This window comes from Paenibacillus agilis, assembly GCF_007786455.1.
In the GTDB taxonomy this organism is placed as follows: domain Bacteria; phylum Bacillota; class Bacilli; order Paenibacillales; family Paenibacillaceae; genus Paenibacillus_B; species Paenibacillus_B agilis.
On record NZ_VNJK01000001.1, the window covers coordinates 913,377 to 934,938 of the forward strand.

At 43.4% G+C, this 21,562-nt stretch carries 22 protein-coding genes; 9 read left to right on the forward strand and 13 right to left on the reverse strand.

Translation table 11 applies throughout. The annotated features are described in order from the left end of the window. The first annotated feature begins 147 nt into the window (after window positions 1–147). From FPZ44_RS03895 to FPZ44_RS26330, 3 genes are all read left to right on the forward strand, one after another. A complete protein-coding gene (locus tag FPZ44_RS03895; protein ID WP_144987586.1) occupies window positions 148–579 on the forward strand; it encodes a cell wall hydrolase in 432 nt (143 codons plus the stop codon). An 83-nt stretch (window positions 580–662) separates the two neighbouring features. After that, the gene (gerQ, locus tag FPZ44_RS03900) at window positions 663–1,160 is read left to right on the forward strand and encodes a spore coat protein GerQ (RefSeq protein ID WP_144987588.1); all 498 of its coding nucleotides are present in this window, start codon (window positions 663–665) and stop codon (window positions 1,158–1,160) included. 85 nt (window positions 1,161–1,245) lie between these two features. Then, a complete protein-coding gene (locus tag FPZ44_RS26330; protein WP_186785905.1) occupies window positions 1,246–1,419 on the forward strand; it encodes a hypothetical protein in 174 nt (57 codons plus the stop codon). Between the two features lie 118 nt (window positions 1,420–1,537). Here the strand turns inward: FPZ44_RS26330 and cysW are convergent, their stop codons facing one another. The 4 genes from cysW to FPZ44_RS03920 are packed head-to-tail and all read right to left on the reverse strand — an operon-like array spanning window position 1,538 to window position 4,693. Continuing rightward, window positions 1,538–2,443, reverse strand: coding sequence for a sulfate ABC transporter permease subunit CysW (gene cysW, locus FPZ44_RS03905; RefSeq protein ID WP_418789120.1), 906 nt, complete (start codon window positions 2,441–2,443; stop codon window positions 1,538–1,540). A gap of 42 nt (window positions 2,444–2,485) precedes the next feature. Then, on the reverse strand, window positions 2,486–3,343 hold the full coding sequence (gene cysT, locus FPZ44_RS03910; protein WP_144987592.1) for a sulfate ABC transporter permease subunit CysT: 858 nt from the start codon (window positions 3,341–3,343) through the stop codon (window positions 2,486–2,488). A 44-nt stretch (window positions 3,344–3,387) separates the two neighbouring features. Further along, on the reverse strand, window positions 3,388–4,458 hold the full coding sequence (locus FPZ44_RS03915; protein ID WP_144987594.1) for a sulfate ABC transporter substrate-binding protein: 1,071 nt from the start codon (window positions 4,456–4,458) through the stop codon (window positions 3,388–3,390). Beyond that, window positions 4,430–4,693 carry a YezD family protein gene (locus FPZ44_RS03920; protein ID WP_144987596.1) on the reverse strand — a complete coding sequence of 88 codons (264 nt, stop codon included), beginning with the start codon at window positions 4,691–4,693 and terminating at the stop codon, window positions 4,430–4,432. Before FPZ44_RS03920 ends, FPZ44_RS03915 begins: the two co-directional genes overlap by 29 nt. Before the next feature lie 541 nt (window positions 4,694–5,234). Here FPZ44_RS03920 and FPZ44_RS03925 point away from each other — a divergent pair. Beyond that, on the forward strand, window positions 5,235–6,059 hold the full coding sequence (locus tag FPZ44_RS03925) for an aldo/keto reductase (RefSeq protein WP_144987599.1): 825 nt from the start codon (window positions 5,235–5,237) through the stop codon (window positions 6,057–6,059). A gap of 66 nt (window positions 6,060–6,125) precedes the next feature. Here the strand turns inward: FPZ44_RS03925 and FPZ44_RS03930 are convergent, their stop codons facing one another. After that, entirely contained in the window at window positions 6,126–6,803 is a 678-nt protein-coding gene (locus FPZ44_RS03930; protein WP_144987601.1) for a 3'-5' exonuclease, read from the reverse strand. Window positions 6,804–6,999: 196 nt separating this feature from the next. On the opposite strand from FPZ44_RS03930, the gene FPZ44_RS03935 reads away from it, so the two are divergent. Next, window positions 7,000–7,500, forward strand: coding sequence for a hypothetical protein (locus tag FPZ44_RS03935; protein ID WP_144987603.1), 501 nt, complete (start codon window positions 7,000–7,002; stop codon window positions 7,498–7,500). Between the two features lie 111 nt (window positions 7,501–7,611). Here FPZ44_RS03935 and FPZ44_RS03940 read toward each other — a convergent pair whose 3' ends face one another. The 7 genes from FPZ44_RS03940 to FPZ44_RS03970 all read right to left on the reverse strand — a co-directional run bounded on the left by FPZ44_RS03940 (window position 7,612) and on the right by FPZ44_RS03970 (window position 15,616). Then, window positions 7,612–9,060 carry a SpoVR family protein gene (locus FPZ44_RS03940; RefSeq protein WP_144987605.1) on the reverse strand — a complete coding sequence of 483 codons (1,449 nt, stop codon included), beginning with the start codon at window positions 9,058–9,060 and terminating at the stop codon, window positions 7,612–7,614. Next, a complete protein-coding gene (gene yhbH / locus FPZ44_RS03945) occupies window positions 9,057–10,214 on the reverse strand; it encodes a sporulation protein YhbH (protein ID WP_144987607.1) in 1,158 nt (385 codons plus the stop codon). Before yhbH ends, FPZ44_RS03940 begins: the two co-directional genes overlap by 4 nt. 236 nt (window positions 10,215–10,450) lie before the next feature. Next, window positions 10,451–10,636 (reverse strand): hypothetical protein, encoded by a 186-nt coding sequence (locus FPZ44_RS03950; RefSeq protein WP_144987609.1) that lies wholly within the window; start codon window positions 10,634–10,636, stop codon window positions 10,451–10,453. 420 nt (window positions 10,637–11,056) lie between these two features. Further along, complete coding sequence (locus tag FPZ44_RS03955) at window positions 11,057–12,490, reverse strand: NAD-dependent malic enzyme (protein ID WP_144987611.1); 1,434 nt, start codon at window positions 12,488–12,490, stop codon at window positions 11,057–11,059. Window positions 12,491–12,516: 26 nt separating this feature from the next. Then, entirely contained in the window at window positions 12,517–14,049 is a 1,533-nt protein-coding gene (locus FPZ44_RS03960; protein WP_144987613.1) for a tripartite tricarboxylate transporter permease, read from the reverse strand. Between the two features lie 15 nt (window positions 14,050–14,064). Further along, on the reverse strand, window positions 14,065–14,577 hold the full coding sequence (locus FPZ44_RS03965; protein ID WP_144987615.1) for a tripartite tricarboxylate transporter TctB family protein: 513 nt from the start codon (window positions 14,575–14,577) through the stop codon (window positions 14,065–14,067). Window positions 14,578–14,608: 31 nt separating this feature from the next. Continuing rightward, window positions 14,609–15,616, reverse strand: a complete 1,008-nt coding sequence (locus FPZ44_RS03970; RefSeq protein ID WP_144987617.1) for a tripartite tricarboxylate transporter substrate binding protein — start codon at window positions 15,614–15,616, stop codon at window positions 14,609–14,611. Between the two features lie 384 nt (window positions 15,617–16,000). On the opposite strand from FPZ44_RS03970, the gene FPZ44_RS03975 reads away from it, so the two are divergent. The 4 genes from FPZ44_RS03975 (at window position 16,001) to FPZ44_RS03990 (ending at window position 20,857) form a co-directional block, all read left to right on the forward strand. Beyond that, entirely contained in the window at window positions 16,001–17,626 is a 1,626-nt protein-coding gene (locus FPZ44_RS03975; protein ID WP_144987619.1) for an ATP-binding protein, read from the forward strand. Further along, a complete protein-coding gene (locus tag FPZ44_RS03980) occupies window positions 17,604–18,287 on the forward strand; it encodes a response regulator (protein WP_144987621.1) in 684 nt (227 codons plus the stop codon). Before FPZ44_RS03975 ends, FPZ44_RS03980 begins: the two co-directional genes overlap by 23 nt. Before the next feature lie 178 nt (window positions 18,288–18,465). Further along, on the forward strand, window positions 18,466–18,846 hold the full coding sequence (locus FPZ44_RS03985) for a DUF423 domain-containing protein (RefSeq protein ID WP_144987623.1): 381 nt from the start codon (window positions 18,466–18,468) through the stop codon (window positions 18,844–18,846). A gap of 28 nt (window positions 18,847–18,874) precedes the next feature. Then, window positions 18,875–20,857 carry a GGDEF domain-containing protein gene (locus tag FPZ44_RS03990; protein ID WP_261378189.1) on the forward strand — a complete coding sequence of 661 codons (1,983 nt, stop codon included), beginning with the start codon at window positions 18,875–18,877 and terminating at the stop codon, window positions 20,855–20,857. A 63-nt stretch (window positions 20,858–20,920) separates the two neighbouring features. Here FPZ44_RS03990 and FPZ44_RS03995 read toward each other — a convergent pair whose 3' ends face one another. Then, window positions 20,921–21,493, reverse strand: coding sequence for a hypothetical protein (locus FPZ44_RS03995; RefSeq protein ID WP_144987626.1), 573 nt, complete (start codon window positions 21,491–21,493; stop codon window positions 20,921–20,923). Window positions 21,494–21,562: the final 69 nt, after the last annotated feature.

Below are 21,562 nucleotides of genomic sequence, written 5' to 3' on the forward strand. Positions count from 1 at the left end.
TAATCCCTACTATCTAAATGTCCTTCCCTTTATATACGCTATTTTTAAGCAGAATCTTCTCCTAGTGAGAGGGTTCTGCTTTTTTTGTGTCACCATTTGGGCTACTGCACATATGATGATATCGGATGAAGGGAGGGAGCGAACGAAATGGCCGTTATTAGAGCGAACTCGGAGGATGTTAGGCTGCTGGCGCGTCTTATGCGTGCAGAAGCGGAGGGTGAAGGCGAGCAAGGAATGATGATGGTTGGAAATGTGGGTGTGAATCGCATACTGGGTGACTGCTTGGATTTTTTGAATATAAGATCAGTGAGTGATATGGTTTATCAAAGCCCAGGCGGATTTGAGGCTACCCAGAAAGGCTATTTCTATCAAAAAGCCCGAGATCGTGATATTCGTTTAGCACAGCGAGCCATTAACGGAGAGCGAGTATGGCCAGCTTCGTATGCATTGTGGTTTTTCCGGCCTGCTGGGGATTGTCCGCCTACGTGGTACAATCAGCAAAACTCAGGGCGATATAAAGCGCACTGCTTCTTTACCCCGACGGGTGAAGATTGTCCTAAAGTGTACAACACATATTAATAATTAGGCTAACTCCATAAGTGTGCATGAAAATGACAGCAGTTAACTATAGAAGCTAGTGAAGATTGAAGGGAGAGAGTGAAATGAATAACGTAAATTACGGTTACCCTGTACAGCAAGGTAATGCTGCAGGTCAGATCGGCAATGGTAAACCAAATGGATACTGGGGTGGAGGTAATGGAGGAGCTGTACCATACTTGTCTCCTCAGCCACAAGTAACGGTGACACCACCTCAATTTCAGCAGCAAACTACGGTTATTCCTCCGCAAGTGAGTAGTGGTGCTGTGATGACCCCAAGCGGTGCAGTCGTACAAACGCAAAACTTGGAACAGTCCTTTGTAGAAAACATTTTGCGTTTGAACCTTGGCAAGGTAGGAACGTTCTATATGACGTACGAGAACAACTCTGAATGGAACGCGAAAATCTTCCGTGGTGTGCTTGAGGCAGCTGGACGCGATCATATCATTATTAGTGATCCTGCAACGGGACAGCGCACATTGCTGCTTATGGTGAACCTGGATTACGCTACTTTCAATGAACCGCTTGTATACCAAGGCATACCAGGCGCTCCAACAAGATAAGTTTAGCAAGAAAAATAGCGTAGTTCGCACATAACGGCCCTTTGGTATGTCAGCACATGCTCACGTTCCGGAGGGTTTTATTTATGTGTGTTTAAAGATAGAAAATGTATATCAACATCCGTTAAAGCTGCAAGAAATAAAGCAGGCGATGCGCAAATTGGCTAAGCCGCAGGCAACTGCTCTTATGGTAGATGATGTCGTGGATCAGCTTATAGTAGGACAGGCTACAAAGCCATGCCGTACGTATCAATATTGCTGACGTACATAATACGGAGACATGTTTAGCATAGATTGAGTTACAACTGTATCCGTTATAAGAGAAAAGGGATCGAATGACCAGTGTGACTGTGTCATACGATCCCTTTTGAACGATCTGGTTATAAATGCTGCTGTTCGCGTCGCTTGCGATCGAACCAATGCTGAAGCACTAACGTGAGGCAGGCGACAAACACAAGTATGGAAGCGACTGCAAAGGCAGCGGAGAACTGATACTCGTTATAGAGAATTTCAATATGCAGCGGTATCGTATTCGTTTCTCCGCGGATATGGCCCGAGACGACTGAAACAGCGCCAAATTCGCCGAGTGCTCTTGCATTACAAATGATAATGCCGTACAGCAGCCCCCATTTCATATTAGGAAGCGCAATCCGCCAGAACAGCTTCCAGCCGTTAGCACCTAATGTAATGGCTGCCTCTTCCTCTTGAATCCCTTGTGTTTGCATGAGCGGAATCAGTTCTCGTGCTACAAACGGGAACGTAATAAACAGTGTTCCCAGCATAATGCCAGGCCAAGAAAAGATGATAGCTATGCCGTTTTCCTGCAACCAGGGCCCGAACCATCCCTGTGCACCAAATAACAGCACAAACATAAATCCAGCAATGACAGGAGAGACCGAAAAGGGAACGTCAATCAAGGATACGAGCAATTGCTTGCCGCGAAAGCTAAACTTTGTTATGCACCAGGCGGCTGCGATACCGAATAAAGCGTTAAGCGGTACGACAACGGCTACCGTCAGTAAAGACAGTTTGATGGCCGCCCAAGCATCTGGATCTTCCAGTGCAGCTAAATAAACATCAAAGCCGCGTTTGAACGCTTGCGAAAATATCGTGATCAGCGGCAAAATCAGCATCACAATTACAAATACGAGCACAATTCCAATTAATGTTCGCCTTACCCAAGCAGGCTCACTTGTGACAGAGCGATATGATGATGAACGCCGTGATGCAATGGACGATGCTGCTTGTGCTGATGGAAGTGGTTGTTGAGAGATAGTCATAAGCATGTACCTCATTAGTGTTATACTTTTGAATTACGGTTTAACAGGCTATAGGGAACCCCAGCGTCTTGTAAAGCTCCATTGAATAACATTCATCAATAGCAGGAGCACAAATGCGATCACGAGCATAACAAGAGCAATGGAAGTGGCACCAGCGTAATCGTACTGCTCCAGCTTCGTCATCATTAGCAATGGTGCGATTTCGGTTTTGAACGGCATATTGCCTGCAATAAAGATGACAGAACCGTATTCCCCTAAGCCTCTAGCAAAGGCTAGCGCGAACCCAGTCAGCATGGCAGGGAACAGCTGCGGCAAAATAATACGGATGAACGTACGCCAGCGATATGCGCCTAATATGGCAGCTGCCTCTTCAACATCATGATCCCATTGCTCTAATACCGGCTGTACTGTACGAACGACGAATGGCAGCCCAATAAACGTCAATGCGATCGTGATGCCTACTACGGAATATGCGCTCGGTATATTTATTGCATACAGCCATTGGCCGATCCAGCCATCTTTCGCATAGATAGCGGTTAATGCGATACCGGCAACTGCTGTTGGCAGGGCAAACGGCAGGTCGATGATGCCGTTAACGAGCTTCTTGCCTGGGAAGTTGTAGCGCACGAGCACCCAGGCGATGATGAAGCCGAAGACAACGTTAATTAGAGCAGCTGTCAGCGAAGTTAAGAAGCTAATTTTATAGGCGGCTATCACACGTTTATCTAATATTAATTCCCAGAAGGTATCCCAGCTCATCTGCAAGGAATGCAGAACAATCGTAGCGAGCGGTATCAGTACAAGGAAGGATAAATAGATAAGGGTGAAGCCCATGGACAGTCGAAAGCCAGGCAGGACGCTTTTGGCGTTCCTGCTCGGCTTAAGTTGGGAGTTTAATGTAGACATAGACGTAACCTGCTTTCTATCAAGCGTGATGATTCGGTAATGCCCTATTTGGCATAAATTTGATCAAAAATACCGCCATCAGCAAAGTGCTTCGCCTGCGCAGCTTCCCATCCACCAAAGTCTTTATCGATGGTTAGCAATTCAATGTTCGGGAACTTGCTTTCATGTTTCTTCGCAACCTCTTCAAGGCGAGGGCGGTAGTGATGTTTCGCTACAATCTCTTGTGCTTCCTTTGTATACAAATACTTCAGATACGCTTCCGCTACTTTTCTCGTACCGCGTTTATCAACGATGTTATCAACGACAGCAACGGGAGGCTCAGCTAAAATACTCAATGAAGGTACGACAATATCAAACTGATCTTTGCCAAGTTCATTTACCGCTAGGAACGCTTCATTTTCCCAAGAGATCAGAACATCACCAATGTTGCGTTCTACGAAGGTAGTCGTGGAGCCGCGTGCACCAGAATCCAATACTTCAACTCGCTTAAATAAGGATTGTACGAATTGTTGGGCAGCAGCTTCATCATTGTTGTTGTGCTTTAAGGCGTAGCCCCATGCAGCAAGGTAATTCCAGCGCGCACCGCCGGATGTTTTTGGGTTAGGAGTGATAACGGAAACGTCATCGCGTATGAGATCATTCCAGTCTTTAATTTGTTTAGGGTTGCCTTTGCGTACTAGGAAGACGATCGTGGAGTAGTAAGGAGCGCTGTTGTCTTCGAAGGATTTCTGCCAGTCCTGCTTCAGAAGCCCTTTCTTCTGTATAGCGTTAATATCATAAGCAAGTGCAAGTGTCACGACATCTGCTTGCTGTCCGTCGATGACGGAACGAGCTTGTTTGCCGCTGCCGCCATGCGATTGTTTAACGGTGACATTTTGACCGGCTTCCTTCAGCCAGTGAGCAGCAAATGCTTTGTTATACTCTTCATAAAATTCACGAGTTGGATCGTAAGAAACATTTTGAATTTCAATTTCCGTCTTCGTTTGCTCTGCACCGCTCCCGGCTTGATTGTTTGTGCTCTTACTACCGCATCCTGCGAGCAGTGTGGCTGTTAAGCCAATTAGTAAAAGGGAAATAACAGCTAGTTTAAATTTTCTTTTTTGTTTTGCGATCATGAGAGAGAACCCCTTTCTCTTTAACAGATGATAGTGAATCGCTCAAGTCGTATCTATGGCGTTCTAGGCGGTCAATTTGAACGATGCGTCCATCATGTATGACGATATTAAGCGAACCATAACGAAGGTCATTCAAATGTTCTGCTATGCGAGTGAGCCAAACATCTACCTGCGGAAATGATTCGGTTGACCATTCAGTAGTGCTATCATTTTCTCGTTGTGGTGATATGCTCATCGTAAACCCTCCTCTTTCATCCATGAAAATTAGCCAAGACACCCTTTTTCAATTCATTCTTACTGCGTTTGAGTAGCGTGAGTATCTCCGGTGATCCGGTCGATGTGGAATTAAATAAAACAATTCCGATTGAGTTACTATGTTATTGGAATGTATCTTATCAAGTGTAATATGGGGTGTCAACGCTTCTGTATCGAAACATAAACTTATTCTCATAATGCAAAAAAGAACCTCACATCATTGGGCAGCAAACCCAATTTTGAAGCTCTATTCTTCCTATAAAGCCATTTCTTTAATTCAATTTGTTAAAATGTTCTAAGATAAAGGGGGTGGAGTTGGAAGTGCTCATGTTGTTGGCATACATACATATTCATATGTAGATAAACAAATAAATACATAACTAAATACAGAGTGGTGTCTTCTTGTACACGGTTACAAATTGAAGTAATATACTCAGTAGGATGTTTGTTATCCGGTTCGTTGGCTTGTCTAGATTGCCAATTATAACGATGTTCAACCTACAAGTGAGAGGAGATACAACATGATTATTACATTGAACAACGGAGTACATATGCCGCAGCTAGGGCTTGGAGTATGGCGAGTTGAAGAAGGTGCACAAGTCGAAGAAGCGGTTAAGACTGCGCTTCAAATTGGGTATCGTCATATTGATACAGCTGCTGTTTATAAGAATGAAGCAGGTGTAGGTAAAGCAATAAAAGAATCAGGTGTACCTCGTGAAGAAATTTTCTTAACGACAAAAGTATGGAATGCCGACCAAGGCTATGAAGCTACACTAAAAGCATTTGATGATAGCTTGAACAAGCTTGGCACAGACTATGTTGATCTTTATCTCGTTCATTGGCCAACTCCTGAACGTGACTTGTATTTGGAAACATACAAAGCATTGGAGAAGTTGCTAGAAGAAGGACGGGTACGTGCTATTGGGGTATCTAACTTCCATATTCACCACTTGGAGCGCTTGATGGAAAATACTTCGATTGTTCCAGTTGTAAACCAAGTCGAATGTCACCCACGTTTGGCTCAGAATGAATTGAGACAATTCTGCAATAAGCACAATATTGTGCTTGAAGCATGGAGCCCGCTTATGCAAGGTGGAGAAATTCTAGAAGACCGCGCTGTAATGGCAATCGGTGCTAACCACGGCAAGACAGGTGCTCAAGTTGTTATTCGCTGGCATTTGCAAAAAGGGAATATCGTTATTCCTAAGTCTGTAACAGCATCCCGTATCCGTGAGAACTTCAATGTGTTCGACTTTGAATTGACGGCAGAAGAGATGTTGCTTATTGACCAATTGAATCAAGATAAACGTGTTGGTCCGGATCCTGAGGACTTCAACGTCGTATAGTGCAGTGCATACTAAATACCCGCCTTTTTAGCAAGGCGGGTATTTAGCGTATTGCACTATTCATATTTACTCCGTGTCGTTCTTCAATCGTTGTAGTGCTGCAAACGGGCTGTTTGCAAGTGAATCTTCATCATCATTAGATGTATCTTTGTAGTAAATTTCACTCTCATACGCCGCATGGTCAGTCGTTCTATTTTGATGGAGTGATATTTTATCCGCAAAGTGGATATATAGTAATGCCGTATTGTATGCATCGTCAAGCGCACGATGATGTGAGCCGACGAAAGGAAGATTCAACTCTTCAAGCGCGGTTTTTAAACCTATTTGTTGTTTGTTTGGTCGTCCCATCATGGTTGATATTTGCTGCTGTACATCTGTGTAGTTTTTAAGCCAACGCAAAGGTATTTTTTTAAGCCTACATTCCTTAGTAAATTGTACTTTGTCATCACGGCCCCATGAACATAGGGCATATTCTTCCGTATCGATCCAGGCAACGAAGCGTTCAAGCGCTGCCGGCAATTCATCAGCGTGAATAATATCTTGCTGGCTGATCCCTGTAAATGAGGTTGTGTCCCCAGTAATTCGGGAAGTCAGCGTAGGTTTGACAAAGGTTTGGAATGTATCGAGGATAACCGCTTTACCTTCGGAATGCGTTAGTTTAACGGCGCCTATTTCGATAATTTCGGATATTTGACCTTTGCGGCGTGTAACTGTCATTTCCAAGTCATAAATGATGGCAATCATGCTGCTCCCCTTCTTCCATATAAGCTTGCATCCCTGATTGTAACATATGATTGTGAGTGAAGGGATAGGTTTCATAAGGCTCAGATGTAATATATTGCATTCCATCTAACATAATCATACTATGATATAAAGTCTATTTTCATTCAGTGTTGAACGGGTTACATAATCATATACGTGCTCGAAGCAGGAGGCCATCATGATTACTATCGTCTACAATCGCATGACCGTTATGAGGAAAATGATGATTTCACTTTTATGTATTATGGGGAGTATTGGGCTGGCTTACGCAGCAGTTGTTAAAATTCCTGATATCATGTGGAAATTAGGCTCTGCAGCATTGGCTGTCATGGGAATCGTTTATTTCGGTCGATTGTTTTCGGTCACATTGCGCGCGATGGTGCGAAAACAATCCGAGCTATTTGTTTATGATGAATCGGGTATATACAAGGAAAATGGTGATTTGGTGCCATGGCCCAACATTGAACATTTTACGGTCGTTTACACTCGAATTGGCATTTTGTTTCAACCGATCTTCACTCATTATGTATTTAAGCTTAAAAATGGGGAGCAAGTTGTATGGCACACCTATGATTTGCTAACGGATGAAGAGGCGAAGCAATGGGCTCGTGTCCTGCAAGAGGCAGTGGCTGCGCGTGGGTCGCTGAATCGGCGAACAGGTAGCAATATGTCTGTTTAGGTTGGTAAGTAAATGCGGGGAATGATTTATTCTATGCTGGATATGTATAACGAGCATCTCGTCCCTTATATGCAGTCGGGGAGAGATGCTCGTTGTCATCTTCGAAGGTGCTCAACCAATGAATTTGCGGGTAACTTTTTTACCGTCATAAGTGAAGAGAACACCTTTTTCTTCGACCTTCGTTTCCATATGAACCGATTTCCCCCATAGCGTGAATAGGTAAGGGAGAGTACGCTCTACATATTTGAGATCGAGTTCAACCCCTTCATATTGATGAGTTACATATAACTCTCCACTTCGCTGGTAATCCCCGTCTTTCACCACGATATATGGGAATCCTCCATTAACACGGCTGTAAACAAGCTGATCCCGCACGTTTTCCCAAGCTTTATCTGTAATCTTCCATTCGACACCTTTTTTCTCAAATACGTATAGATCAAGATCATCTGTTAGCTTTTTCGTTAAATAATTGCGAATAAAGGATGTATCCGAATCAAGTTCCCGTACTTCGAATATTTTGGCGCGTCCTTGCCCATCCTTTCTTCCAAGGCGCTCTTTTTCTTCCTTTGTCGGTTTATCATAACGCTTCTCAATATCTTCAAATATTTTCAACCCAAGGTAGTAGGGGTTTAAGCTGTTGCGCGATGGTTGTACGACAGATGCATTTAGCTTTGCATACTCGAAAGACTCTTCTGTTGTGAGATCAAGCTCTCGTACAATGCGCTGATGCCAGTAGGACGCCCATCCTTCGTTCATAATTTTTGTTTCCATTTGCGGCCAGAAATACAGCATTTCATCCCGCAGCATCGACATAATATCACGCTGCCAATCTTCTAGCTCTGTGGAAAATTCTTGAATGAACCAGACAATATCTTTCTCTGGCTCGGGTGGGAATGTTCGATTTTGCTGTTCTTTGCGTAATGAATCTTTGCTGTCTTTCAATGGAGAATCAAGATCCCACAGATCGTCATAGGTGCCTTTAGACTTCGGGGGCTTTGCTTCTTTCATCTCCTGTATTTTGAGCTCCATATATCGCTGCTTATCAAGTTTCTGTGGGCGGACGATTTGAGGGTCAACATGTTCTTGTATCGCCAAAACGGCATCGATGAAGCTTTCAACAGCTTGTGCACCGTATTCCAGTTCATACTGGGATACTCGCTCTGCCGTTGCGGACATACTTTCCACCATATTGCGATTGGAAGTGGAAAAGCGTACATTGTTTTTGAAAAAGTCACAGTGAGCTAATACGTGCGCGACGATTAATTTATTCTGGATCAGTGAATTTCCTTCAAGTAAGAAGGCGTAACAGGGGTTGGAGTTAATCACCAACTCGTAAATTTTGCTTAATCCAAAGTCGTATTGCATCTTCATTTTATGGAATGTTTTTCCGAAGCTCCAATGATGGAAGCGGGTAGGCATGCCGTATGCCCCGAACGTGTAAATAATATCAGCAGGGCAAATCTCATAGCGCATTGGATAGAAATCAAGGCCGAACCCTGCGGCAATCTCTGTAATTTCGGCAATTGCATAGTCTAGCTGCTTCAAATCATCTGAAGTCATGAGAACACCCCATTTGCCGGCTGTTTTTTGAAGAAATGCTTTAAGGCTTTATACACTTCGGTTTTCTCCTTGATGACGTAATACATGAAGTTAGGCAGGTCGATGTTGCGATAGGCAGACATTAGCGTACTGCTGCGATTGTATTGATTCACTTCTCCGTAACCGAACATACTGGACACGCTCAGCAGCTGGCGAATTAATTTTACACAGCGTTCGTTGTCACTTGTTAAGTTATCTCCATCTGAGAAATGGAACGGATAAATATTGTAGAGGGAAGGAGGGAAGCGGCTTTCAATGATTTCTAATGCTTTAATGTAAACAGAAGAACAGATTGTACCTCCGCTTTCACCTCGTGTAAAGAAGTCTTCTTCGGTTACTTCTTTAGCTTCTGTATGGTGGGCGATAAACACGATGTCTACTTTTTCATACTGCTTGCGCAGAAATCTTGTCATCCAGAAAAAGAAGCTGCGGGCACAGTATTTTTCAAAGCTGCCCATCGACCCGGATGTGTCCATCATGGCAATAATAACGGCGTTGGATTGAGGCTTCACAATCTCTTCCCACGTTTTGAATCGAAGGTCATCGGGATTGATGCCATGAATGCCCGGGTTGCCATTTAGAGCGTTACGGCGAATATTTTCTAAAATGGTACGCTTCTTATCGATGTTGGACATAATGCCTTTTTTGCGTATGTCATTAAAGCGTATATCTGTAATTTCCAGTTGGTCCTTGTCTTTTTGCTTCAGATTAGGAAGCTCAAGCTCTTCAAAGAGCAGTTGCTCCAGCTCTGCGATGCTTATCTCAGCTTCAACTACATCGGAGCCGGGCTGATCGCCTGCTTTCCGGCCTTTGCCTGGTCCTTGCTGTTGACTGTCAGTACCGAGTACATCTCCGACACGACTTTTTCCATTTCCTTGGCCGACATGTTTCTTTTTATTGAAGTTGTATACGAAGCGGAACTCATCCAGACTGCGGATCGGAACTTTAATAATTTGTTTGCCATCCGACATGATGATGTTCTCTTCAGTAACGAGGTCCGGAATATTTTGCTTGATTGCTTCACGCACTTTCTTCTGATGACGGTCTTGATCCTGGTACCCTTTTCGGTGCAGCGACCAGTCTTCTCGTGACACAATATATGATAAATCTTTCATGAAAACACCTCCTGGAACAATCACAATCGCTATTGTATTCAATATATTCAAGTTCGGAGGGGATATGTGATAGAACAAATGAGAATAAAAAAGAACCTTCTGTTCCACAAAGCTGTGGTCATGAAGGTTCCCCGTTATTTCTGCAAATGTAATACTGTTGTAAGGCAAGCTGTATCTATCATACCATGTTAGTCCTTACAGATATGGACAAAGCAGTGTTATGACTAAGCAACAGCTTAGGATCCGCCTGTACGACGGCGTTGATTATTCGGCTTCTTGTTGTTTTGGCTTCTCAATGCCTTTGTCGATTGGTCGCCATGGAAGCCTTGCTTCCCTTGTTCTTGCTGTTCTTTCTTCTTCGCTAACAAAGCTTTAGCAGCGCTTGCCATGCTTGTCTTCTTCGGTTGTTCGGATTCAGTCATCGCTACGATCTTCCTTTCAACTGTACGATCTAAAACGTACAGATGGTGCTGTGATGAACATAGACTAACATGGAAAGAGGGACAATTGCAATATGTTCTATATTGAATGCAGGCAATAAGCTGTTGTATGTTGTTGCAGCTGTATGATGTGCCAAAACGATAATCCCCCGCCTGTTTCCTGGGGGAGCAGGCGGGGGATTTGGGATTTACCTAAGCATGATTGAAAACGAATGCATACAACAGCTTGCAGTGACGAGAGAGCTAAATCGATTTGACCAATCACAGTTGTCGCCAGTTTCAGTTATTTTGTAACCGCAGAGTCCAAAAAAAGAAACAATCGACAACAACAGCGACCGGAAACATGATCAGCTCTTTGATCGAAACGACAAGCTGATTGTTGCTTTCTTCATTCAGATATTACTAGTCACGATACTCACGAGGAACGCGGCGTGCTACCTTCGTCTCCAACGCGGCTTCGATAACCCGTTTGCGTACGTTCTCAACGACAGTCGGGTTGAATACGCTTGGGATGATATAGGACGAGTTTCGCTCTTTATCTGTAATCGTTGCGGCAATTGCCTCAGCAGCTGCTAGCTTCATCTCTTCATTAATTGTGGATGCGCGGCAATCGAGTGCTCCGCGGAAAATACCTGGGAAGCAGAGCAAATTGTTAATTTGGTTCGGATAGTCCGAACGTCCAGTTGCCAGAACAGCTACAATATCAACTGCTTCTTCTGGAGCAATTTCAGGATTAGGGTTTGCCATCGCAAATACGATAGGGCGTTCTGCCATCGTAAGAACATGTTCACGCTTGAGAAGGCCACCGCGGGAGAGGCCGATAAATACGTCAGCTCCCTTAATAACGTCAGCCAAGCTGCCTGACTCCAAGTTCGGGTTGGTGCGTTGAGCGAATTGGTTCCAGGAATCCTGTTCATACGTGTTTGTGCGGACAATGGCTCCGTCAATATCGACACCGATCAAATTTTTACAGCCGGCTTTTAGCAAAATGTTGCTGCAAGCGACACCGGCAGCTCCGATACCGTTTACGACGATCTTGACATCCTCGATCCGTTTTTTTACTAATTTCAATGCGTTTATTAAACCCGCATAGAGGACGACAGCAGTGCCGTGCTGATCATCATGGAATACGGGAATATCTAATTCTTCTTTTAATCGAGCTTCGATTTCAAAGCAGCGTGGGGAAGAGATGTCTTCCAAATTAATGCCACCGAAGCCAGGTGCGATAGATTTAACGATTTGAATAATTTGTTCTGTATCTTGCGTATCCAGACAGATTGGAACTGCATCCACATCTCCGAACTGCTTGAACAGCATGGCTTTACCTTCCATAACAGGCATTGCGCCATATGGGCCGATGTCGCCAAGACCAAGCACAGCAGTACCGTCCGAAACGACAGCTACTGTGTTACGCTTCATTGTAAGCGTGAAAGCTTTACGTGGATCATCATGGATAGCCATACATACTCTAGCTACGTCTGGCGTGTACACTCGGGATAAATCATCACGGTTCTGAACAGGATGCTTCGCTTTCATTTCAATCTTGCCACCGAGATGCATAAGGAACGTACGATCTGAAATATGAAGCAATTGAACGCCAGCCAAAGCTTTAATCGAAGTGGAAATGCGATCGATTTGGACGGTGTCTTGAACCGTAACTGTAATATCACGGATCGTTTTTTCAACATTCGTCTGAATCATATCGATAGCGACAACGTCTCCGCCGTGCTCACAGATTGCTGAAGCAATGACCACAAAGTTTGTCTCTTCATTTAACATTTCTACGCGCAATGTAAAGCTTTTACCTGAACCAGCGTTGAATGGTTTGTTTCCCATCGGTTTCACCACTTTTTATCAAGTTGTTATGCTTCTTCATTAACTAGAACTTTTTTGCCTTTCATCTTCAAAATAAGCGGAATTGCGATCCACAAAACTGCGATTACTAAGAACACAGCTGACAACGGCTTTGAAACAAAGATGGAGAAATCACCGTTGGAAGCAGTTAAAGCGCGACGCATGTTGTTTTCGATCATTGGACCTAATACTAGTGACAGAACAAGCGGTGCAATCGGATAGTCGTGCTTAGTAAATATATAACCCAAAACACCACATCCTAATAATACCATAAGATCAAATATACTAACTTGTACAGCGTAAACTCCAAATATCGAAATTGCAACAATTATTGGCAATAAATATCTTGTTGGTGTATCAATAATTTTTGCGAACACTTTAACAAGTGGCATATTCAAAATTAAGAGCATCACATTACCGATAAACATACTGGCAATTAAGCCCCAAGCAACCTCGGGATGTTTGTCGAATAACAAAGGGCCTGGCTGAATGTTATACATCATGAATGCGCCCATTAGAATAGCGGTAGTACCTGATCCCGGAATACCGAGTGTAAGAAGTGGGATCATTGCGCCGCCTGATGCTGCGTTGTTTGCGGATTCGGGAGCTGCAACACCTTCGATTGCACCTTTACCGAATTTTTCAGGGTTTTTGCTAAGCTTCTTCTCTGTAATATAGCTGAAGAAAGAAGCGAGTGTTGCACCTGCTCCTGGCAGGACACCAATAAAGAAGCCTAAGAAAGAGCCGCGTGCAATTGGGGCAGCACTTTGTTTTAAGTCCTGCTTCGTGGGCATAACGCGATCAATTTTTGCAATTTTACCGGCAGATTTATCATTGTCGATAATCGTTTTAAATACTTCGCCCAAGGCGAACATACCTACTGCAATCGTCAGGAACTCTAGTCCTGCATATAAAATAGGGTTATCAAACGTAAATCGAGCAACACCTGAAACATTATCCATACCGATCGTTGCAAGCAATAGTCCGAAAACAGTCATAATAAGTGCTTTGGTCATTGATTTGCCAGCCAAACCACTTACTGCGCACAAGCCAAGAAGCATAAGCGAGAAGTATTCAGCAGGGCCGAATGACAAGGCTACATTGGACAAAGGTTCTGCAAGGAACACCAATCCAATTAAAGAAACGAGACCTGCCACAAAAGAACCGATAGCTGCGATAGAAAGAGCCGCACCTGCGCGTCCTTTCTTTGCCATCTGATAACCGTCCAATGCGGTAACGACAGATGAAGATTCCCCAGGCGTATTTAATAGGATAGATGTTGTTGAGCCGCCATACATGGCTCCGTAATAAACACCAGCGAGTAGTATAATAGAGCTAGTAGCTGATTCAGCAGGGCCTAAGCCGATACCGCTCGTAACTGTGCTTGTAACAGGAATAAGCAGGGCCACGCCACTCATCGGACCGATACCAGGAAGGACGCCGACAGCAGTTCCGATGATAACACCTACAAAGGCGAATAAGATGTTATACCATAAGAAACTGGTTGCAAAGCCATTCATTAAATGTTCAAATACGCTCATCGTTGACGGCACCTCCTACAACGGAATAAATGACGGGAAGCCCGGCAAAGTTCCCTGCAAAATTTTTACGAATACGAAATAAATACCTAAGGAGAAAGCAGCAGCGATAATCGTAGATACGAGCCACTTGCCACGTTCCATAACTTGAAAGGCGAATAATAGGAATAAGAACGTTCCTATTGGATAACCGATATCTTCTAAGAAAAATGCATATAAAAAGGCTGCGCCGAAAATAAGGAAAAATCCTTTGTAGTTCGGTTTGGAAGGCACGATTGCCTCATCTTCTTCTTCAGCGGTAGCGGCAGATTCAACGTGCGCCTGTTGCTTTGCAGCAACAGGCGCTTTGAATGTCTCGAACATTAATCTGGCGCTAAGTAGGATTAGAATGCTGCCAAGACCCATCGGGAAAATATCAGGACCGACGCTGCTGCCAAAGGCAGAGGTGCTTAGCTGCGTGCTTCCTACTACAAACGCAATACCGATTAGAAGAAAGACGAGGCTTGCCCATGTGTCAAAACGCTTCATCATGATGTCAAACCCCTATTCATATTAAGATAGATTAAGCATTAGCCATGCCAAGAGCTGTCAGCAACTGCTTAATTGTAACTTCTTGCTCTTCAAGGAACTTCGTGAAGTCTGCAGAGTTTTTGTACTCTGGAAGCCAGCCATTAGCTTCAAGTTCTTTTTTCCATTCTTCTTTATCATTTAGAGCTTTGAATGTCTCATCCCAATACTTCAATTGATCTGCACTCAGTTTCTTAGGACCGAACACACCACGCCAAATAGTGAAGTCTGCGTCAATGCCTTTTTCTTTGAGTGTAGGTACATCTTTTAGGATACCGCCAAGACGTTCATTAGCAGTAATAGCCAGCACTTTAATTTTGCCTGCTTCAAGGAATTCACCAACAGAAGATGCATCTGTAGCGATTACGTCAGCATTTTTACCCAGCAAAGCTGTCATTGCTTCGCCGCCACCATCATAAGAAACATATTTAACTGTCTTTGGATCAACGCCAGCTTTGTAAGCAGGGAGTACAGCGATCAAGTGATCCATTGAACCAGGAGCGGAGCCGCCAGCTACAGTTACTTTCGTAGGATCAGCTTTGATGTCTGCGATTACTTCGTTGATATCGTTATATTTAGAGTCTGCAGATACTACAATTGCACCATAGTCTGTTGTCAGCTGTGCAAGTGGTTGAACATCACGGAAGCCGTATGGGCTCTTGCCTTCACTCTTCCAGTTGTTGATAAGAATAGGAGGTGAGTTAACGAATAGTTTATGCATGTCATTAGCATCTTTGGAGACGTATTCGCCAAGGAACACAACGCCGCCGCCACCTGGCTTGTTCTCTACGGTTAACGGGCTAGCTACGAGCTTTGTTTCTGTTAAAATTTTAGTAATGGAGCGTGCTGTTTTATCCCAGCCACCGCCAGCTCCTGAAGGTGCAACGACATTAACCGCTTTGTCAGGATACTTTGCACTTTGTCCACCGGTACTACAAGCGCTCAAAGTCAAAGCAGTGATTAGGGCTAGTAGAGCAAATTGCCACGTAAATCGTTTTTTCATAAGTTCATCCCCCACAACATAATGATAACGCTTACAAACATAATATTACCAAACGATCTAATTTTGAGATAGTATCCGTTCATATTTAGCATTTCTGCATTTTAAATTCATTTTGTTCATAAAGTTCACAAAGTTGTTGGTATTCACAAAACTTTCACAGATGATATAGTAGAAAAAACTAGAAAATTGTCAGATGGTTCATATACAAAAGACTATTATTTGCTTTAGGAATCTAGCGAATTACAGGTTCGACAACGGCGCATAAATTGTCCTATTTTCAGAAAGCGCTTACTATAGGTGTAGTGGTTTTTGATTTTACTGTTTTACCGCGATAGATCATATAGAGAGAAAATCAACGTCTATGTTCGATTAGGAGGGGAATCCATGAGGTTGCAGACGAAGTTAATGCTTCTTATTTGTACCTTATTATCGATTGTTATTATCGGGCTGTCATGGACGTTCCACGCGATGTGGATGTCAACGATGAAGACGCAGGCAGGAGAAGAGGCGCTCCGATTGGCAAAAGTGATTGCTAATATGGATCAGGTAAAACAGGCATTTCAGAAAGATAACCCTACCGCTATTATTTTGCCTCTAGTAGAGCAGATTAGGCTTCAGACGGAAGCAGAGTTCATTGTTGTTGGTGATGAACATGGGATACGAGTAGCCCATCCTGTAGCTGATCGCATTGGTAAACCAATGATGGGTGGTGACAATGACGCAGTTTTTCGTGGGGAGGCTATCGTATCTGAGGCTATAGGCAGCCTTGGAGCTTCGTTGAGAGGTAAGGCACCGATATTTGATGATAATAACCGCATTATTGGTGTCGTTTCCGTCGGCTTTTTGAAAAAGGATATTAAAGAAGAAGTTCTTCCTTATCAGTTATCGATCTCTGGGCTGGCGGCACTAGCTATACTTCTTGGTGTGGGTGGTGCAGTAATCATTACGAAAAATGTGAAAAAATCGATTCATGGATTGGAGCCTGTAGAGATAGGAAGGCTTTATCAAGAGAAAAAAACACTGCTAGAATCGATTCGTGAAGGTATTATTGCTATTAATGAAAAAGGGTATATCACGACAATGAACCCTGCGGCTTTCGAGCTGATGGGATTGCAGCCACAGGATATGACAGGGGTTCCGATCACAACTTTATTTCCACAGACCACATTAATGGAAGTAATTGAGTCAAAGTGCTCTCAGTATGATGTGGAGTTTACGATTGGAGACCGGAGTCTGGTTGCGAGTCGTGTGCCTATTTTTAATAGTCGCAATCAAGTCATTGGAGCGGTATCAAGCTTCCGCAACAAGTCAGATATGTTTATATTAACAGAGCAGCTGTCACAGCTTCGCAATTATGCAGATGGATTGCGTTCACAGACACATGAATTTTCGAATAAACTTCATTTAATAGCAGGTCTCATTCAACTAGAATCTTATGCAGAAGCACTGGACTTGATTGCAAAAGAATCAAATATGCACCAAAACTTTATGCATTTTATGATGGAAGAGATTCCTGATCATATCGTGGCAGGCCTTCTTATTGGAAAGTTCAATCGAGCGCATGAAGTGAATGTCGAGCTGCAAGTGGATGCTGCGAGCAGTTTTAAGAACGTGCCGGAGCATGTCGATCGCAATAAGCTGGTAACGATAATTGGCAATTTGATAGATAATGCATTGGAAGCTGTTCATCAAATGGAGCAAGAGCGATTAATCCGAATATTTTTGTCAGACACAGGCAATGAATTGATGATTGAAGTTGAGGACTCTGGTATTGGGATACCAACTGCGTATGGAGATAGTATTTTCAATCTTGGGTTCACGACAAAAATTGGTGAGCATCGTGGTTTCGGCTTAAGTCTTGTCAAACAGGCTGTAGAACAATTGGGTGGTATGATTCATTGTCATGCTCGTGAAGAAGGTTCGGGAGCGGTATTTGTTGTTATCATTCCAAAGGAAAGCTCAATGGGCGAAAGCGAGGGGGATCACAATGATTCGAGTACTAATCGTTGAAGATGATGTGCGCATTGCAGAAATCAATCGTCGACTAGTAGAGAAGGTGCCTGACTATAGTGTTGTCGGGATCGCTACTGACGAGGTACAGGCCAAAGAACAGCTTCATATTTTAGATCCAGACCTTGTGCTGCTTGATATTTTCTTTCCCGATATGAACGGCTTAGAACTGCTTCGGTTTATGAAACAAAACTATCCGTACGTGGATGTCATTATGATAACAGCGGCTAAAGATTTGAAGTCGATTAGAGAGGCGATTCAAAGTGGTGTATTTGACTTTATTATCAAACCCGTGATTTACGATCGGATGCTGGAGACACTAGAGAAGTACAAACATTTTCACTATGAAATGGAACAGCTTAGTTCCCAAATGACGGCGGTAAGTCAACAGCAAGTGGATGCGCTACTCAGAGGACGCTCTGAGAAAATGAAGGAGCCTTACTACCCGAAAGGAATTGATAAACTAACGCTAGACAAGATTATGGAGCATTTGCAATATGCGGGACATGGCATATCAGCGGATAAACTGGGAAGAATGGTAGGCATTAGCCGCTCGACTGCTCGTCGTTATTTAGAATATCTTGTTACCCAAGGCTCGCTTCGAGCCGATGTGGTGTATGGAACAGTAGGACGGCCTGAACGTGTGTATCATGTGATGTAGACGTTATTCCTGGAAGTTGAAGAGAGGTAGCGCGGTAATGCCTCTCTAATTGTGTTTCTAATATGTGAAACAATGCTCATACTTAGAATAAGTTATGGAAAAAGCATTTCAGTTCATATAAAATAAATAAGGAATTGTTCTAGTAAATATTGCCGACAGAACTAAAGGAGCTGGCAACATGTTAAATCGCTACATAAAGATAGGCAGCATTGCTGCTGCCCTCGCAGTTGGTCTGGGTGCGTTCGGTGCTCATGTGATGAAGGACATGCTGACACCTGATCGATTAGCCACCTATGAGACAGCTGTGCAATATCATATTTTTCATGCGCTTGCTCTTCTCATTATTGCTTTGCTTAGCGAGCGGTTGCCTGAAAGCAACAGAAACAAGGTGCTCTGGTCAGCGCGCTTGATAACACTGGGCATCGTAATTTTCTCAGGAAGTCTTTATGTATTGTGCTTCACAGGTATAAAAGTGCTAGGAGCTATTACTCCGATTGGCGGGATCGCATTTATTGCTGGGTGGCTTATGCTTGCTCTAGCTGCGAGACGTTCTTCATAGATACGTACATGGAGCCGGAGAGGACGAGATGAGAGTGATATCCAGGGATGGACAACATCGACAGCAATCGCAACGGAGTGCGACTCTTGCTAACATGATTCAATGGGTAGTTGGAATAAACGCTGCTATTTTTATTTTATGTGCAGCGATTTGGTTCATTTCTAATGATGCAATGCGTTATGTGTTAAATGTGCTGATACTAGCTCAGTTGGTCAATGTTTTTGTAATTAGTCGTTACTACCGTGCCCAATATCTAGAGCAGCAAGCGCTTGCGTCAACTGATGTTGGCAATGAGTTCGCGTTCGGCGGCCCAACTGCTTCTCAAGCGAACAATCGCTGGAAGTTCGTATACGAGAATTTGCCGTTACCTGCGTTATATATGTCCACCAAAGGACATATTGTGGCTACCAATCGAGCCTTCCGAGATTTGATAGGTGTTAAAGAGCATCAACCATTGACAGATGAAGGAATTATTGTTCCTACATATTTGCCTTGTTTTAGGGAGAAATTTGGGCAAGTTCTTAAGGATAAGCACAATGTGACGATTGAGGTCAAAGGTCTGCATTACGAAGGTTACCCTCAAGATTGGTTTGTTCACATTCACCAGCCGCTTGATTTTGAACAGGAACAAGAAACGGGTTGTGTCATTTATATCCAAGATCATTATGCAAAGAGGCATATGGCAGAAGAAATTCACTATATGTCCTATTATGATGATATGACAGGCCTTCCCAATCGCCGAAAGCTTATGCAGCATATTAACGATTTGTTGCGAATGGCGAAAGAAAAGGACGAATCCATCTATATTTCGGTGCTCTATATGGATATCGATCGTTTCAAGCGAATAAACGATACATTTGGCCCAGACTTCGGTGATATGTTGCTTTTGCAGATTGCCGAACGATTGCTGCGCAAAATGAATCCGCATGATGTATTGGCAAGAATGGAAGGCGACGAGTTCGCCTGTGTACTTACTACGGTCAAATCGGATCAACATGTCGCCGAACAAGCCCGGCAGTTGCTTCGTATGATGGATGAACCATTTTTGTTAAGAGATATTCCTGTTCATGTTGCGATGAGTATAGGTGTTACTATTTATAGTGAAGATGGCGGCAGAATTCAGCAAGAAGATGCGGCTTCTCTAGTTAAGAAGGCCGTCTCCGCAATGTCAAAAGTTAAAGAGCAGGGGAAAAATAGCTTTTTGTTCTATACACCTGAAATGGATGTAGTCTCGCTTGAAAGGCTGACGCTGGAGCATGAAATGCGTAACGCTCTGCTGAACAATGAGTATGAGCTTTATTATCAGCCGCAAGTTGAGATGAATACCGAACGAATTATCGGAATGGAAGCACTTATTCGTTGGAATCATCCACATAAAGGTAGGATACCTCCTGGTGAGTTTATCCCGCTAGCTGAAGAGAGCGGCTTCATCGTGACATTGGGTGAATGGGTATTGGAACAGGCATGTATCCAAAATAAGAGATGGCAAGACGCAGGCCTTCCACCGATACCGGTATCGGTGAATTTATCAGTTCGTCAGTTTGAGCAGAAGAACTTAATGGAAGTTGTTCAGGAAGTGTTACGACGAACAGGACTTCCCCCACAATATTTAGAGCTGGAGATTACGGAAACGATGACATTGGACGTGGATCGTGCCTCTAAGGTGTTGTCACAGCTAAAGCAAATGGGAGTTTCCATTAGCATTGATGATTTCGGAACCGGATACAGCTCGCTTCATTATCTTAAAAATTTCCCAATACATCGACTTAAGATTGATCGTTCCTTTGTACGTGATTTGGAGCATGATCCCAATGATGCTGCAATTGTATCTGCTATTATAGCGTTGGGTCACACTATGAATATTCATGTCATTGCAGAGGGAGTGGAGAACACAGGACAGCTCCGGTTTTTGCAAGAGCATGCCTGTGACGAAATTCAAGGCTATTACTTTAGTCCCCCTATACCTGTCCCAGAAATTGAAATGATGCTGCAAGATCAATTGGTTTCATAAGGTGAAGTGAAACAAAAAGCCGTCTTCCTTATATAAGGAGGCGGCTTTTTAGCTATTATTAAGCTATATTATCATTTCTTCGATTTCATTTATGTAGTAAGCATACACTTGCTTCTCGTCTACGTGGTAAACGTTCATTAATTGTGAATCAGGATCGAAATTTAAAATTCTACAGGGAATGCTGAGTTTAACGCCATGGCCTTTGTTAATATGCAGGCGAATGAGTCGCTGCTTCTGGATATGATCATTGATTTGTTCCATTAAGCTAGGCGGTGATTGCTGCTCTTGTTGTTGCAATGGAGCGTGTTTCGTCGTTGTTAGTGATATTTTTTTCTTATTACATTCAATACTTTGCTTCTCCAAAGCGTTAGAATGTGGGGTTGGTTTGAACAACTTCTGCCCAGTGCTGCTGCTTCCAAACGGGGGAGCTGCAAGGTTGTGCTGTTGCATCAACTCCATCAAGTCTAGTAGTGAGCCGATCTCTGCGCCTGATTGAATCTTCATATCCAATATGTCAGCATCACGGTTCAGCAAGTGGAGAAGCTTCTCCATAGCGGCAGCGTTAGAAGGTCCCTGTATTAAGATGTCGATTGAAAATTTGTGAACCGAATGTTGTGCCTTCTTCAACTGAGTCATTGTTCCTAGTTCTCCTTACAGTGGTGAGTAGCTTGATGGATCTTATTATATTATGGTTTTTGTTTAAAA

Bases quoted from the DNA above. Each gene is read 5' to 3' on its own strand.
- FPZ44_RS03895 (WP_144987586.1), top strand. From the start codon at position 148: ATGGCCGTTATTAGAGCGAACTCGGAGGATGTTAGGCTGCTGGCGCGT.
- gerQ (WP_144987588.1), top strand. From the start codon at position 663: ATGAATAACGTAAATTACGGTTACCCTGTACAGCAAGGTAATGCTGCA.
- cysW (WP_418789120.1), bottom strand. From the start codon at position 2,443: ATGCTTATGACTATCTCTCAACAACCACTTCCATCAGCACAAGCAGCA.
- cysT (WP_144987592.1), bottom strand. From the start codon at position 3,343: ATGTCTACATTAAACTCCCAACTTAAGCCGAGCAGGAACGCCAAAAGC.
- FPZ44_RS03915 (WP_144987594.1), bottom strand. From the start codon at position 4,458: ATGATCGCAAAACAAAAAAGAAAATTTAAACTAGCTGTTATTTCCCTT.
- FPZ44_RS03920 (WP_144987596.1), bottom strand. From the start codon at position 4,693: ATGAGCATATCACCACAACGAGAAAATGATAGCACTACTGAATGGTCA.
- FPZ44_RS03925 (WP_144987599.1), top strand. From the start codon at position 5,235: ATGATTATTACATTGAACAACGGAGTACATATGCCGCAGCTAGGGCTT.
- FPZ44_RS03930 (WP_144987601.1), bottom strand. From the start codon at position 6,803: ATGATTGCCATCATTTATGACTTGGAAATGACAGTTACACGCCGCAAA.
- FPZ44_RS03935 (WP_144987603.1), top strand. From the start codon at position 7,000: ATGATTACTATCGTCTACAATCGCATGACCGTTATGAGGAAAATGATG.
- FPZ44_RS03940 (WP_144987605.1), bottom strand. From the start codon at position 9,060: ATGACTTCAGATGATTTGAAGCAGCTAGACTATGCAATTGCCGAAATT.
- yhbH (WP_144987607.1), bottom strand. From the start codon at position 10,214: ATGAAAGATTTATCATATATTGTGTCACGAGAAGACTGGTCGCTGCAC.
- FPZ44_RS03950 (WP_144987609.1), bottom strand. From the start codon at position 10,636: ATGACTGAATCCGAACAACCGAAGAAGACAAGCATGGCAAGCGCTGCT.
- FPZ44_RS03955 (WP_144987611.1), bottom strand. From the start codon at position 12,490: ATGGGAAACAAACCATTCAACGCTGGTTCAGGTAAAAGCTTTACATTG.
- FPZ44_RS03960 (WP_144987613.1), bottom strand. From the start codon at position 14,049: ATGAGCGTATTTGAACATTTAATGAATGGCTTTGCAACCAGTTTCTTA.
- FPZ44_RS03965 (WP_144987615.1), bottom strand. From the start codon at position 14,577: ATGATGAAGCGTTTTGACACATGGGCAAGCCTCGTCTTTCTTCTAATC.
- FPZ44_RS03970 (WP_144987617.1), bottom strand. From the start codon at position 15,616: ATGAAAAAACGATTTACGTGGCAATTTGCTCTACTAGCCCTAATCACT.
- FPZ44_RS03975 (WP_144987619.1), top strand. From the start codon at position 16,001: ATGAGGTTGCAGACGAAGTTAATGCTTCTTATTTGTACCTTATTATCG.
- FPZ44_RS03980 (WP_144987621.1), top strand. From the start codon at position 17,604: ATGATTCGAGTACTAATCGTTGAAGATGATGTGCGCATTGCAGAAATC.
- FPZ44_RS03985 (WP_144987623.1), top strand. From the start codon at position 18,466: ATGTTAAATCGCTACATAAAGATAGGCAGCATTGCTGCTGCCCTCGCA.
- FPZ44_RS03990 (WP_261378189.1), top strand. From the start codon at position 18,875: ATGAGAGTGATATCCAGGGATGGACAACATCGACAGCAATCGCAACGG.
- FPZ44_RS03995 (WP_144987626.1), bottom strand. From the start codon at position 21,493: ATGACTCAGTTGAAGAAGGCACAACATTCGGTTCACAAATTTTCAATC.